We start from the raw sequence: 13,854 nt of genomic DNA, 5'->3' as shown, positions 1-13,854 counted from the left end.
CAGGTGAGAACAGATAATGAGGTGGACAAGAAGTGGCAAAAAAACGGAAACGGACAAAAAAATGGACCAAAAAACGAAAAAGCGAAATGAAAATAGAATGGACGGGACTGGTTCTGCTTACCCTTGCTTTAACAGCGCTGTTTCAGTTCGGGCTGGTAGGCGAACTGCTCGTTTCTTTTCTGCGTTTCTTTGCAGGAGATTTTCACATCGTATTAAATCTAGGCGTTATAGCTGTTGCGGCAGCGTTTATTTTCAAGAAAAAATGGCCGCGTATCAATAAGCGTATCGGCGCCGGCGTATGTATGGGCGGATTGTCTGTGCTGATATTCAGCCATATCGCCTTTATGAATGAGGCCTCCGGACAGGACGAAGCCGGAGGAAGTCTGGCTGTTACATGGAATGCGTTCACGGAGCAGGCGACTGGAGCGGCCAACGCATCGATTGGCGGAGGAATGACGGGAGCTCTTCTTTACGCAGGTACATACACCCTGTTCGGGGTGCCGGGCTCTTATTTGATTGCTGTTCTGCTGGCCATCGTGGCGCTGATGATTATTACCGGCGTAACGCTGCAGGATTTGGCCAATGGTACGAAAACAAAAACAGCACCGGCTGTGAAAAAGACCCAGGCCGTGCTGAACGAGAAATATCAGGCTTCCAAAGCGCAGCGGGAACAGAAAAGACAGGCACGCGCTGCCGAACCGAAAGAGGCAAAAAAGAAACCAGTAGCAAAGACGAAAGAGCCGGTATATGAGCAGCAGGAGCTGGTGGAACAAGAGCCGGAAACGCCGCTTATCTATAATTTCGCTGAAAACGCTTATGAAAAACAGGAGGGACCGGAAAAAACAGAAGCAGCTTCAACGAAAAAAACCGTCGAACCGCCTGTTGAAACCGATGGAACCTCTGAAGGAACAGAAGAAGCCGTACTGGCCTCGTCGGCAGAAGAAGAAAATAAAAATTATATCCTGCCTTCACTCGATTTATTAAATGCACCGGAGCGCAACACCCAGCATGTAGAAAAACGCATGCTGAGCTCGAATGCAAGAAAACTTGAAGAAACTTTGTTAAGCTTTGGTGTGAAAGCAAAAGTAAACGAAGTGCACCTTGGTCCTGCCGTGACTAAATACGAAGTGCAGCCGGATACAGGAGTGAAAGTGAGCAGAATTGTCAATTTAACCGATGATTTAGCGCTGGCTCTGGCTGCGCGTGATATTCGTATAGAAGCACCTATCCCCGGGAAATCAGCCGTCGGCATTGAAATACCGAATCAGGAAGTAGCAATGGTGACGGTCCGGGAAGTACTGGAAACAGGAATGAAGAAAGACAACCATCCACTTGCAGTAGCACTCGGCCGTGATATATCAGGCGAACCCGTGCTGGCCGCCTTAAATAAGATGCCTCATCTGCTCGTAGCAGGGGCTACGGGAAGCGGAAAAAGTGTCTGTATTAATGGCATTATTACGAGCATTCTAATGAAAGCAAAACCGCATGAAGTAAAGCTGATGATGATTGATCCTAAAATGGTGGAACTTAATGTATATAACGGGATTCCCCACCTGCTCGCACCGGTGGTAACAGAGCCGAAGCGGGCCGCACAGGCGCTTAAAAAAGTAGTGGCGGAAATGGAACGGCGCTATGACCTGTTTTCCCATACAGGGACGCGGAACATGGAAGGCTACAATCAGTACGTTAAAAAAGAAAACGAAAAAAGCGGGGACAAACAGCTGGAACTGCCTTACATCGTTGTGATTGTCGATGAGCTGGCTGATTTAATGATGGTCGCTTCAAGCGATGTGGAAGATGCGATCACCAGACTTGCCCAAATGGCAAGAGCCGCAGGGATTCATATGATTATCGCAACCCAGCGTCCGTCTGTTAATGTAATAACAGGAGTAATCAAAGCAAACATTCCTTCACGGATTGCATTTGGGGTTACAAGCCAGATTGACTCCCGCACCATTTTGGACAGCGGCGGCGCTGAAAAGCTTCTTGGAAAAGGAGATATGCTTTTTTCTCCGGTAGGATCCAATAAATCAACGCGTATCCAAGGCGCCTTTATTTCCGATGGAGAAGTCGAAGCAATTGTCGCTTCAGTAATCGCCCAGCAGAAAGCCAATTACCAGGAGGAAATGATTCCTGATGACAAAGTAGAACAAGTTGAAGAAATAGATGACTCTTTATACGATGAAGCAGTAGCTTTTGTCGTAGAAAGACAAAGTGCGTCTGTTTCCATGCTGCAGCGGAAATTCCGCGTAGGATACACGAGGGCTGCACGTCTGATTGATGCCATGGAAGAACGCGGCATTGTAGGACCATACGGCGGAAGCAAGCCAAGAGACGTGATCTCCGCCCCTCCGGCAGCTGAAGAAGAAGCACCAAGGTATTAAGAAAGGGGCTCAAAGCCAATGGTAGAGAAAGAACAGATTAATACAGGGGCAGCGCTTCATCTGCTGCCGACAAAAAAATTCAAAACAACAACGATTCTGCTGCAGATGCTCGCACCGCTTGAAGCGGAAACAGCTACAGAACGTTCCCTGCTTGCCCAGGTGTTAAAAAGCGCCACATCCGACTACCCTTCCCGTAAAAGCATCCGTTCCCACCTGGATTATTTATACGGTGCGGTATTTACAACGGATGTAGCCAAAAAAGGCGATTATCATCTGCTTACCTTCCGGCTCGATATTGCCAATGAGCGGTATATTGAGCATGCAGAACCGCTTTTGGAAGAAGGACTTGCTTTTCTAAAAGGTGCCGTTCTGGCGCCTTATCTGGAAAACGGTGTGTTCTCTGAAAAAATTATGCTGGAAGAAAAACGAAACCTTCAGCAGCGGATGGAAGCTGTGTATGACGATAAAATCCGCTATGCCAACAACCGGATGCTTCAGCATATGTTTCCCGATGATCCTTACAGATTGCAGGCACAGGGAGAACTGGAGCGCCTGGAAGCCATTACGGCAGACAGACTCATGGTGATCTATAACTCTATGATTCAAGAAGACAAAGTGGACATGTATATTATTGGAGATGTGGAAGAAGAACAAGCCGTTAAAGCAGCCTCGGCATTTTCTATTTTTGAAGACAATCTGCAGGTAAAAGAAACAGCGGGCACCGCTTATTCAGTAAGAGAGACCCCTAATTATATAAAAGAAACCGATGATATCCAGCAGGGGAAACTTCATATCGGCTGCCGGGTGCCGGTCTATTTTAAAGATTCTTCATTTGCTGCCATGCAGGTAGCCAATGCGCTGCTCGGTGGATTTCCTCATTCGAAGCTGTTTTTAAACGTGAGGGAAAAAGAAAGTCTCGCTTATTATGCAGCATCCAGATACGACAGCTTAAAAGGCTTTGTCACGATTATGGCCGGGATCGAAACGTCCCAGTACGATAAAGCGCTCGCTATTATTACAGAACAGATTGAGGACATGAAAATCGGACGGTTCACCGAAGACGAAGTAGAACAGACAAAAGGTATGCTTGTAAATCAGCTGCTCGAAACAGCAGATTCTGCCAAAGGCACCGCCGATCTGCTTTATCAGGGTATTGTCGGGGAACGTCAGGTATCTATGGATGAATGGATCAGCCAGGTGAAAGCCGTTACGCTTGAAGAAGTAGCCGACTGCGCAGCAGATATTGTGATAGATACTGTATTTTTTCTTCATGGAGAGAAGGAGGACCAATAAATGAACACGCTCGAAAAAAACACAATTGATGAAACGCTTTACTACGAAGTGCTTGATAATGGCCTGCAGGTATATATTCTGCCGAAAAAAGGCTTCCATAAAACATTTGCAACATTTACAACCAACTACGGATCCATCGATAACCACTTTACGCCGATTGGAAAAAGCGAGCCGGTAAAAGTGCCGGATGGCATTGCTCATTTTCTGGAGCATAAAATGTTTGAAGATGAAGAAGGGGACGTGTTCCAGACATTTGGTAAACAGGGGGCATCGTCAAACGCTTTTACGAGCTTTACGAAAACGGCCTATTTGTTTTCCAGCACGGCCCAGACGGAAAAAAATATCAGCACGCTGCTTGATTTTGTCCAGCACCCGTATTTTACAGAAGAAAGCGTAGAGAAAGAAAAAGGCATTATTGAGCAGGAAATCCGCATGTATGAAGACCAGGCAGACTGGCTTGCCTTTTTCCAGCTTCTCGGCGGCATGTACCATGAACACCCGGCTAAGATTGATATCGCCGGTACGGTAGCATCTATTTATGATATTACAAAAGAAGATTTGTATACGTGCTATGAAACGTTTTACCACCCTTCCAATATGGCGCTGTTTATTGCAGGCGATGCCGATCCGGAAGCATTAATGGCATTAGTTAAAGAAAATCAGGCAGGCAAGGACTTTCCCCCTGCACCCGAGCTGAAGCGTATTCTTCCGGAAGAGCCGGCAGAAGCCGCCTCTCCAAAAAAAATTCTGGAAATGAGCGTTAATACACCAAAAGTTTTGGTGGGCTATAAAGTGCTCCAGGAGAGAACAGGCGAAGAGTTAATGCGCTACGAACTCGCCATGGATCTGCTGATGGATACATTAATTGGTCCCGGGACCACCTTTTACGAATCTCTGTATGAAGAAGGTTTGATTGATGATTCATTTTCCGGTGAGTTTCAGGTAGACCGCTCCTTTACCTTTTTTGTAGCAGGCGGGGATACGGCCGATCCGGATAAACTGCAGAACCGAATCACGAATCTGCTGGAGTCCAAAGATCCATCGGCATTTGATACAGATATGTTTGAGCGCATCAAGCGCCGCAACATCGGCACGTTTCTGCGCCAGTTAAACAGCCTCGAATTTATGGCCAGCCAATATACGAGCTATGCTTTTGCAGGAATGGATATGTTTGATACAGCGGCTGTGCTGGAGTCAATTACGGCAGAAGAATGTCTGGCATTATGGAAACAGCATTTTCACGGACCGGAACGTTCGGTTTCCCAAGTCGTAAAAAAGACTAATGAGTAGCAGACCTTTCGTATTAGTGACAGGGGCAAGCGGAGCAATCGGAAGCGCCGCTGCCGTGAAGCTTGCTGAAGAAGGATATTCCTTGTTTCTGCACTGTCACGAAGCCTCAGACAGCAGGATGAACCAGCTCGCCAACAGATGCCGCGAACTTGGAGGCAAAGCATATATTCTGCGCGCCGACCTATCAAAAGAAAACGGGGCGGAAGTATTACTCCGGCAGGTGCACTCCCCGGTCAGCGGCCTCGTATATGCAGCAGGGGCTTCCCTGTACGGCCTGCTGCAGGATGCACAGCCTGAAGAAATAATGAGCCAGTTTCACTCTCATTTAATTCAGGCAGTGTTTACATGCCAAAAGCTGCTTCCTTATATGATTCAGGAAAAGCAGGGAACCATCGTATTGATTTCTTCTATATGGGCGAGCAGCGGGACCGCGATGGAAACTGTCTATTCTGCGGCAAAAGGGGGAATGGAAGCATTCGTCCGTTCTCTTGCCAAAGAGGCAGCCCCAAGCGGTATCAACGTGAATGCGATCGCTCCTGGAGTTATCGATACACCAATGAACGGTATTTTTTCAACAGAAGAGCAGGAGGACCTGGTGGCACAGATTCCAGCCGGAAGAATGGGCAGGCCGGAAGAAGTGGCAGAAGCAGTTGCTTTTTTGTTTTCCAGCCGCTCTTCGTACATGAATGGACATACTTTACAAATAGACGGCGGTTTTTCGTAAAAAAGCTTTGTGCCGCTTTTAGACAAACGTTACAATAATAGTAACTAATCTATAGGCAGCACAGGAAAGGCAGGCGGAGACAATGGAGCCCAAAGAATGGTATATGGAATATGAAATTCACGAAAACAGACCCGGCCTTCTCGGGGACATTTCTTCCCTGCTCGGTATGCTTTCGATTAACATCGTCACGATCAATGGAGTAGAGCACAGCAGGCGCGGGATGCTGATCCGCAGCCGGCATGATGATTCGGTCGTCAGGCTGCGCAGCATTATGGAAACCATCGATACAATTACGCTGCGGAAAATCCGGGAGCCAAGGCTTCGGGACCGGCTTGCTGTTATGCACGGCCGTTACATTGAACGGGATGCCGATGATAAAAAAACGTTCCGGTTCGTCCGCGATGAATTAGGGCTGCTCGTCGACTTTATTGCCGAACTTTTTAAAAAAGACCGCCATTATTTAGTAGGCATCCGGGGGATGCCGCGTGTTGGAAAAACAGAATCCCTGGTAGCAGCCAGCGTATGCGCCAATAAGCGCTGGACGTTTATCTCGTCCACCCTTCTGCGCCAGACGGTAAGAAGCCATCTGGGGGAAGATGAAAAGGGAGAAGGACACATTTATATTATTGATGGTATTGTCAGCATGATGCGGGCGCCCCAGAAACACAGGGACCTTGTCGATCAGGTTATGAAGCTGCCCTCTGTTAAAGTAGTTGAGCACCCGGATATTTTTATCCGTGAGTCCCATTACACCATCCAGGATTTTGATTGTATTATTGAACTGCGTAATGATGACAGCCAGGTTATTACGTATGATGTAGTGGATTCCGGCTTTTCTTCGTTTGATATTAGTTAGATGGTAGGTGGTACAGCATGTCAGAATTAGGGGCTTTTCTACGTAACAAACGGTTGGATCAAAACATGTCTCTTGATTATCTCCAGGAAGCAACAAAGATTCAAAAGCGTTATCTGCTGGCGATTGAAAACGGCCAGTATGAAGCGCTGCCGGGCGCTTTTTATGCGAAAGCGTTCGTAAAAAGCTACTCCGAAGCACTCGGTCTTGATCCGGACCAGGTTATAGATCAGTATGGAGCGGAGCTTCCAGAAATTCACCACCCGGAAAGCAGGCGTAATTCCCGGATCGATCGTCTCCAGCGCCGCCGGAACTCCTCCAGGAAGTCTTCGGGCAGAACAACGCTTCTGCCTGTATTTGCAGGAATCCTGTTTTTAGGTATTGTCGGCTTCGGCCTGTTTTTAGCTATTCAGGGCCTAAGCGACAGCGGGGATCAGTCGTCCTCTCCCGGGGAAGATCCGGGAGTACAGGTCGAATCGAATGAAGATCCCGGCGAACCGGCTCCTCCGCAGCAGGAAGAAGAACAAGAGGAGCCTGCAGAAACGGACAATGAAAACCAGCCCGAGGAAATATCAAGCGAAGGCATGGTAACCACGTACGACATCTCGGATATGGAATCCCTTGAATTCGAACTGGCATTTACAGGAGACGCTTATATTGATACTCAGGACGAGAGCGGCAGTATTATTGATCAGTATGACGCCACTGCTGATATGGATCCGGTCACGCTTGATTACAGTGACAGGGATTATGTTCTCTTTAACATCGGGAATACGTCCGGTGTGGAAGTAACCATTAACGGTGAGGCATTTGAATGGCCAAGCGATTCCATTCACCAGAACGTTATATTTGAAAGAGCAGAGTAAAAAGCGCCGCAGTTCCGGCGCTTTTTTTCAACTATTGCTTTAGAGGAAGTTACTGAACTTCGAAAAACAGATGAAAAGGGTCTGAGCTTTTCTGAACAAAAAGCGGGAACAAGAGAAAAAAGCCCGGTAAGGCAGTGAAAATCTCCTGGTGTCCGCCGCGGAAAAGTAGAATTATGGTACAATAACAACTAACATCATTTTTTGAGGATGTGCGCTGTTTAGAAAGAAAAAGAAAAGGGGTAAGCGCCTGATGAACCTTCCAAATAAAATCACATTGGCACGAATAGCATTGATTCCCCTGTTTGTGTTCTTTATGTTAATTCCTCCCTGGCTTGGCATGATCGGCTCAGGGACGTACAGTATCCCGGTGTCCCATGTAATAGGCGGCATTATTTTCATCATAGCTGCAGCTACAGACTGGCTTGACGGCTACATTGCCCGCAAGCGTCAGCTGATTACAAGCTTTGGTAAATTCCTTGATCCGCTTGCAGACAAACTGCTTGTGACTGCAGCACTGCTTGTTTTAATTGACCTGCAGCTTCTGCCATCCTGGATGGCGATTGTTATTTTAAGCCGTGAATTTGCTGTAACCGGCATCCGGCTCGTCGCTGCTGCAGAAGGCGACGTTATCGCTGCGAGCGGCCTCGGTAAATGGAAAACCGTTTTTCAAATGGCGGCTATTACCGTGCTGTTATTTCACAACCTGCCGTTTAGTCTTATCGGACTGCCGGTTGGTATGGGACTAATGTGGATTGCCGTTCTGCTGACTATTGTGTCCGGTGTTGATTACTTTATGAAAAACAAGCATGTGATGCTGAAATCCACCTAACAGAAAGAAGGACTGTCTTTATGAACGCAGAAATCATCGCAGTAGGTTCGGAGCTTCTTCTCGGCCAGATAGCAAACACGAACGGACAGCACCTTTCCAAGGAACTGGCGGCGCTCGGGATCAGTATTTTCAGGCATACAGTTATCGGTGATAACACAGCACGGCTTCACGAAGCGATAGCCGAAGCTGAAAAGCGGGCGGATCTCGTTGTACTGACCGGAGGACTCGGGCCTACAGAGGATGACCTTACAAAAGATGTCGTCGCGGAGCATGCTGGACGCAGATTATTGGAACATCCCCCATCTATGCAGAAGCTGACGGCATTTTTTGAGGAGCGGGGCATGGCGCTGACAGAAGCCAATAAACGCCAGGCTCTATACTTAGAAGACAGTTTTGTGCTGCAAAATCACAACGGGCTTGCCTGCGGAGTGGCATTTGCACATAATGATACACATTATATGCTGCTTCCCGGCCCGCCGCATGAAATGAAAATGATGTTTGAAAAAGAAGGAAAGTCATATCTCCTACAGAACAGGAAAGAAAACAAAGTCATCGAATCAAAAATCTTCCGTTTTACGGAAATTGGCGAATCGACGCTCGAAGAAAAGCTGAAGGATATTATCGGTTTTCAATCCAATCCGACTATTGCCCCGCTTGCCTCAGAAGGGGAAGTGATCATCCGTGTGACAGCAGGAGCATCTACGATAGAGGAAGCCCATAAGCTGATCGCTGAAACCGAGCAGCAAATTCTAGAGCGTGCCGGTGAATACTGTTACGCTTTTGGAGAACAGCCTTTGATTGAGCTGACGCTCGACCGGCTCAGAAAAGCGGGCAAAACGATCGCAGCGGCAGAAAGCCTGACCGGCGGATGGTTTGCTAAAAAAGCAATAGACGTAAAAGGTGCCTCCGACGTATATGCCGGGGGAGCCGTCACGTACTCGGCCGCAGCCAAACAAAAACTGCTCGGCGTAAAAGCTGAAACGATCGCCTCTTATGGCACAGTGAGCCGGGAGTGTGCAGAAGAGATGGCTCTTAATGTAAAAGAATACATGCAGGCAGACGTCGGCATTAGTTTTACAGGGGTAGCCGGACCGGATGCGCTTGAAGGATATCCCCCGGGTACTGTCTGGATTGGACTCGCCGTGGACGGCGGTGTCAAAGCCTTTCCGCTGCATTTAAAAGGAAGCAGAAAATTAATCAGACATTCTGCCGTGTTTCACGGCTATCGACTGTTATGGAAAGAAAAGGTGATAAGCAATGACGTTTTTTGATGATTTTTCGATTCGCAGTGAAATAAAGCAGGCCGTAAAAGAAATGGGATTTGAAGAACCTTCTCCTATTCAGGAAAAAGCCATCCCGAAAATCCTGGAAAAGATTGATTTAATCGGGCAGGCACAGACAGGGACAGGAAAAACCGCTGCTTTTGGCATTCCCATTATTAACAGCGTGACAACAGACAAGCATGTTCAGGCAATTATCCTGACGCCGACAAGAGAGCTCGCCATTCAGGTGTCCGGAGAAATACAAAAGCTGTCCCGCCATATAGGTATCCGCACGATGCCTATCTACGGCGGCCAGTCCATAGGCCATCAGATCCGTGCCTTAAAAGAAGGCGTTCAGATTGTAATTGGAACACCGGGCCGCGTACAGGACCATCTCCGCCGCGGCACGCTTGCGCTCGATCAGGTTAAAACAGTAGTTCTGGACGAAGCCGACGAAATGCTTGACATGGGATTTGTAGAGGACATTGAAACTATTTTAAAGAGAGTAAATAAAGATAGGCAGACCCTGCTGTTTTCTGCAACAATGCCTCCGGCAATAAAGAAGCTCTCCCAGAAATACATGGTCAAGCCTCAGGTGGTCTCTATCAATAAAGGTGAAGTAACGGCTCCATCCATTGCACAGGTGTATTATAAAGTATTGGAAAAAAACAAGCAGGATTCTCTCTGCCGGATACTCGACAGCCAGGATCCGGAGCTCGGCATTATTTTCTGCCGTACGAAAAAAGGAGTAGCTGAATTAACAGAAGCGCTTCAGGCCCGCGGTTATCTGGCGGACGGCCTGCACGGAGATCTTAATCAGGCCCAGCGCGATACCGTCATGAAAAAATTCCGCGATGCGTCGATTGAGTTCCTCGTTGCAACCGACGTAGCTGCCCGCGGTATTGATGTACAGAACGTCAGCCACGTAATCAACTATGACATTCCCCAGGATCCGGAAAGCTATGTGCACCGTATTGGACGGACCGGACGTGCCGGTAAAAACGGGCAGGCGCTTACAATTGTAACCCCAAGGGAAATGAAGCACCTGCGCTCGATCGAAGCAGAAATCAAAATGACGATTCCTGCAAACGAAGTGCCTTCCATTGAAGAAGTGGTCGAAAAACAGCAGGAGTCCTGGAAAAAGATGATTACAGATCAGTTCAGCGAAGAGGAGCATTTAAATTTATTTGATGACCTGACCGATGAATTATTAAAAGAATCCGATCCGAAAGACATTATTCGTGCCTTAATGAAAATGAACTTCTCGGGTTCGCTCGGCGGAAACGATGACGCATATAACTTCGGGGAAACCGGCGGAGCTAAAGGAATGACACGTTTCTTTATTAATGTAGGACGAAATGTCAACATGAGTGCTAAAATTTTGATTGAAGAAATATCCGATGCAGTCGGCATCGCCGGAAAAGCGGTCGGACGCATTGATATTTTTGAAAACTTTACGTTTGTAGAGGTACCGGATGATGTGGCGCCGTTCGTGTATGAATCCCTGCGCTATTCCAGAATCAATGGAGCCAGAGTAAATCTGGAGCCGGCAAAGCCGCGCCCAAAACGAACGAATCCATCTCCCCGCCCGCCTGCACGTCAGACAAAATAATACACCAGGCTGCCTGTTTTAAGCGGGCAGCTTTTCTATTGCTGCGCCTTTTTGATTCCTTCTGAAAAAATAATAAAAAAAGCGAATGGATGTTCGCAAATTAGTTGGCAAACAGAAGAAAAAAGGGTATGATGTATTTAGCGATAAAGTGCAGCAGCGATTCACCAGCGTTCCTTCTTTTTTCCGATAAATCGGGGGAGGCATTGGAAAAAAACAGCATTTAATAAAAAGGAGAGATCATATGAATGATAGAAAAGCCGCGCTCGACCAGGCGTTGAAAAATATTGAAAAGCAGTTTGGAAAAGGATCCATAATGAAAATGGGGGAGCAGACAGACCGCCGCGTTTCCACTATTTCAAGTGGTACGCTGGCAGTTGATATTGCTCTTGGAGTCGGCGGGTATCCGCGCGGACGTGTTATCGAAATTTACGGACCGGAATCTTCAGGTAAGACGACCGTTGCCCTTCATGCGATTGCAGAAGTACAGCGCGGCGGAGGCCAGGCGGCATTTATAGATGCAGAGCACGCGCTCGATCCGGCATATGCAGCCAAGCTCGGCGTCGATATTGATGAACTTCTTCTATCCCAGCCGGACACAGGCGAACAGGCGCTGGAAATTGCAGAAGCACTTGTACGAAGCGGAGCGGTCGAGATGATCGTTGTTGACTCCGTGGCAGCACTTGTACCGAAAGCGGAAATTGAAGGGGAAATGGGCGATACCCACGTTGGTCTTCAGGCCCGCTTAATGTCCCAGGCGCTCCGTAAATTATCCGGTGCGATCAGTAAATCGAACTCGATCTGTGTATTTATTAACCAGATCCGTGAGAAAGTCGGCGTGATGTTCGGAAGCCCGGAAACAACTCCAGGTGGACGTGCGCTTAAGTTCTACTCTTCTGTCCGCCTTGACGTAAGACGTGCGGAAACATTAAAGCAGGGAAATGAAATGATTGGTAATAAAACGAGAATCAAAGTAGTAAAAAATAAAGTTGCGCCGCCGTTTAAAGTAGCAGAAGTCGATATTATGTACGGAGAAGGAATTTCCCGTGAAGGATCAGTGCTTGATATTGCAGCCGAACTGGATATCGTTTTGAAAAGTGGTGCCTGGTATTCGTACGAAGGCGAGCGCCTCGGCCAGGGACGCGAAAATTCCAAGCAGTATTTAAAAGAACATCCGGAAATATTGAATGCAATTGAGCGACGTGTTCGAGAACACCACAATCTAACAATAACACCAGAAGAAGATGTGAAAAAAGAAACAGAACCGGCTCTTTCTCTTGAAGACGAGTAACTATATGTTTTTCAAACACTGTCCACGCCGGACAGTGTTTTTTTCATGAGTGTGACCTCCCTCACAGGCAGCAGGCCCCGTATCGGCTACACTAGTAGAAGAACCACTATTTTTATTTCGACAAGGAGGAATAAAATGAAAGCAGCGTTATGGCATAAAGCAAAAAACGTTACAGTGGAAGATGTAGAAGAGCCGACGGCTGGTGCGTATGAAGTTAAAATTAAGGTGAAATGGTGCGGAATCTGCGGCAGTGATCTGCATGAATACCTGGCAGGACCTATTTTTATTCCTGTGGGGGAGCCGCATCCTATCAGCGGAGACAGGGCACCTATTATAATGGGCCATGAATTTGCCGGTGAAGTTATAGAAGTTGGGGAAGGCGTTACCAAAGTAGTCCCGGGCGATCGGATAGCGGTTGAACCTATCCTGGCGCCTCATGAAAAAGGGGCTTATACAGACGAAAAATACAACCTATCTCCTTTATTAGGCTTTCACGGCCTGTCCGGGGGCGGGGGAGGTTTTTCAGAATACACGGTAGTAGGAGAACATATGGTTCACAAACTGCCTGAAGAACTTTCCTACGAACAGGGAGCACTTGTAGAACCGGCGGCGGTAGCGCTCCATGCTGTCCGTCAGAGCAGTTTGAAAGCCGGCGACACGGCCGCTGTATTCGGCACCGGACCTATTGGCCTGCTTGTGCTGGAAGCACTGCGTGCGGCTGGCGTGTCCAAAGTGTTCGCAGTAGAAGTCTCTGAATCCAGAAAAAATATGGCCGCGGACCTCGGGGCCTATGTGATCGATCCGACAGAAACGGACCCTGCCGAAGAAATTCAGCGGCTGACAAACGGAGGTGTAGACGTTTCTTTTGAAGTAACAGGAATACCTAAAGTGTTAAATCAATGCATTAACAGCAGTCACCGTGGCGGGGAAACCGTTATCGTCAGCATCTGGGAATCAGAAGCCTCTATCTCCCCGAATGATCTCGTCATACAAGAAAAAACAGTAAAAGGCATCATAGCTTACCGTCATGTGTATCCAGCTGTGATGGAATTAATGAAGCAGGGATATTTCAGTGGTGAAACAATGATCACAAACAAAATTACGCTTCCCGACGTCGTCGAGGAAGGATTTGAGAAGCTGGCACACGACAAAAGCCAGATTAAAATTTTAGTCAGCCCTGAATAACTGCTGCCGGTTTGGAAAAAAAGGATGCCTCCAGATAAAGGAAGCATCCTTTTTGTACGGTTGTAGGAGAACGTACGATCCTTTTGTCCTTTCATGCATGAAAGAATGATATGGCATACATAAAGGCACGGGTATCGTAAAAACCGTCTGAAATCCTTATAAGATAAGGGTTTCAACGATTACAATATCTTGACATGTATCTTTCATAAGGATACAATTGAGTAGCAGATACCAGATTTAGTAATCTGAAGATGTCTGGTATACATCT

11 protein-coding genes are annotated in these 13,854 nt (G+C 47.4%); all 11 read left to right on the top strand.

The features are described from left to right. Nucleotides 1-32: 32 nt before the first annotated feature. Nucleotides 33-2,384: an FtsK/SpoIIIE family DNA translocase gene (locus AC5W14_RS00805; protein WP_496193488.1), complete on the top strand. Its 2,352-nt coding sequence runs from the start codon at nucleotides 33-35 to the stop codon at nucleotides 2,382-2,384. Nucleotides 2,385-2,402: 18 nt separating this feature from the next. Further along, nucleotides 2,403-3,677, top strand: coding sequence for an EF-P 5-aminopentanol modification-associated protein YfmF (gene yfmF, locus AC5W14_RS00800; RefSeq protein ID WP_496059495.1), 1,275 nt, complete (start codon nucleotides 2,403-2,405; stop codon nucleotides 3,675-3,677). Continuing rightward, entirely contained in the window at nucleotides 3,678-4,967 is a 1,290-nt protein-coding gene (gene yfmH / locus AC5W14_RS00795) for an EF-P 5-aminopentanol modification-associated protein YfmH (RefSeq protein ID WP_496193487.1), read from the top strand. It abuts the gene before it with no gap. Then, complete coding sequence (gene ymfI / locus AC5W14_RS00790; RefSeq protein ID WP_496193486.1) at nucleotides 4,960-5,691, top strand: elongation factor P 5-aminopentanone reductase; 732 nt, start codon at nucleotides 4,960-4,962, stop codon at nucleotides 5,689-5,691. The genes yfmH and ymfI overlap by 8 nt, the downstream gene beginning before the upstream one ends. Nucleotides 5,692-5,773: 82 nt before the next feature. Then, entirely contained in the window at nucleotides 5,774-6,547 is a 774-nt protein-coding gene (locus AC5W14_RS00785; RefSeq protein ID WP_252313772.1) for a DUF3388 domain-containing protein, read from the top strand. Between the two features lie 17 nt (nucleotides 6,548-6,564). Continuing rightward, nucleotides 6,565-7,410 (top strand): helix-turn-helix domain-containing protein, encoded by an 846-nt coding sequence (locus AC5W14_RS00780; protein ID WP_496059498.1) that lies wholly within the window; start codon nucleotides 6,565-6,567, stop codon nucleotides 7,408-7,410. A gap of 250 nt (nucleotides 7,411-7,660) precedes the next feature. Beyond that, on the top strand, nucleotides 7,661-8,239 hold the full coding sequence (gene pgsA / locus AC5W14_RS00775) for a CDP-diacylglycerol--glycerol-3-phosphate 3-phosphatidyltransferase (protein WP_496193485.1): 579 nt from the start codon (nucleotides 7,661-7,663) through the stop codon (nucleotides 8,237-8,239). Between the two features lie 20 nt (nucleotides 8,240-8,259). Beyond that, nucleotides 8,260-9,510 (top strand): competence/damage-inducible protein A, encoded by a 1,251-nt coding sequence (locus AC5W14_RS00770; RefSeq protein ID WP_496193484.1) that lies wholly within the window; start codon nucleotides 8,260-8,262, stop codon nucleotides 9,508-9,510. Beyond that, a complete protein-coding gene (locus tag AC5W14_RS00765) occupies nucleotides 9,497-11,113 on the top strand; it encodes a DEAD/DEAH box helicase (protein ID WP_496059501.1) in 1,617 nt (538 codons plus the stop codon). Before AC5W14_RS00770 ends, AC5W14_RS00765 begins: the two co-directional genes overlap by 14 nt. A gap of 241 nt (nucleotides 11,114-11,354) precedes the next feature. Further along, complete coding sequence (gene recA / locus AC5W14_RS00760; protein ID WP_496059502.1) at nucleotides 11,355-12,401, top strand: recombinase RecA; 1,047 nt, start codon at nucleotides 11,355-11,357, stop codon at nucleotides 12,399-12,401. Nucleotides 12,402-12,536: 135 nt separating this feature from the next. After that, nucleotides 12,537-13,586 carry a 2,3-butanediol dehydrogenase gene (locus AC5W14_RS00755; protein ID WP_496193483.1) on the top strand — a complete coding sequence of 350 codons (1,050 nt, stop codon included), beginning with the start codon at nucleotides 12,537-12,539 and terminating at the stop codon, nucleotides 13,584-13,586. Nucleotides 13,587-13,854: the final 268 nt, after the last annotated feature.

It is taken from the genome of Sinobaca sp. TMA16-18 (genome assembly GCF_059510535.1).
Note: the sequence above shows the minus strand (reverse complement) of the source record. Positions and strands in the feature narration are given on the sequence as shown.

Bases quoted from the DNA above. Each gene is read 5' to 3' on its own strand.
- yfmF (WP_496059495.1), top strand. From the start codon at position 2,403: ATGGTAGAGAAAGAACAGATTAATACAGGGGCAGCGCTTCATCTGCTG.
- yfmH (WP_496193487.1), top strand. From the start codon at position 3,678: ATGAACACGCTCGAAAAAAACACAATTGATGAAACGCTTTACTACGAA.
- ymfI (WP_496193486.1), top strand. From the start codon at position 4,960: ATGAGTAGCAGACCTTTCGTATTAGTGACAGGGGCAAGCGGAGCAATC.
- AC5W14_RS00785 (WP_252313772.1), top strand. From the start codon at position 5,774: ATGGAGCCCAAAGAATGGTATATGGAATATGAAATTCACGAAAACAGA.
- AC5W14_RS00780 (WP_496059498.1), top strand. From the start codon at position 6,565: ATGTCAGAATTAGGGGCTTTTCTACGTAACAAACGGTTGGATCAAAAC.
- pgsA (WP_496193485.1), top strand. From the start codon at position 7,661: ATGAACCTTCCAAATAAAATCACATTGGCACGAATAGCATTGATTCCC.
- AC5W14_RS00770 (WP_496193484.1), top strand. From the start codon at position 8,260: ATGAACGCAGAAATCATCGCAGTAGGTTCGGAGCTTCTTCTCGGCCAG.
- AC5W14_RS00765 (WP_496059501.1), top strand. From the start codon at position 9,497: ATGACGTTTTTTGATGATTTTTCGATTCGCAGTGAAATAAAGCAGGCC.
- recA (WP_496059502.1), top strand. From the start codon at position 11,355: ATGAATGATAGAAAAGCCGCGCTCGACCAGGCGTTGAAAAATATTGAA.
- AC5W14_RS00755 (WP_496193483.1), top strand. From the start codon at position 12,537: ATGAAAGCAGCGTTATGGCATAAAGCAAAAAACGTTACAGTGGAAGAT.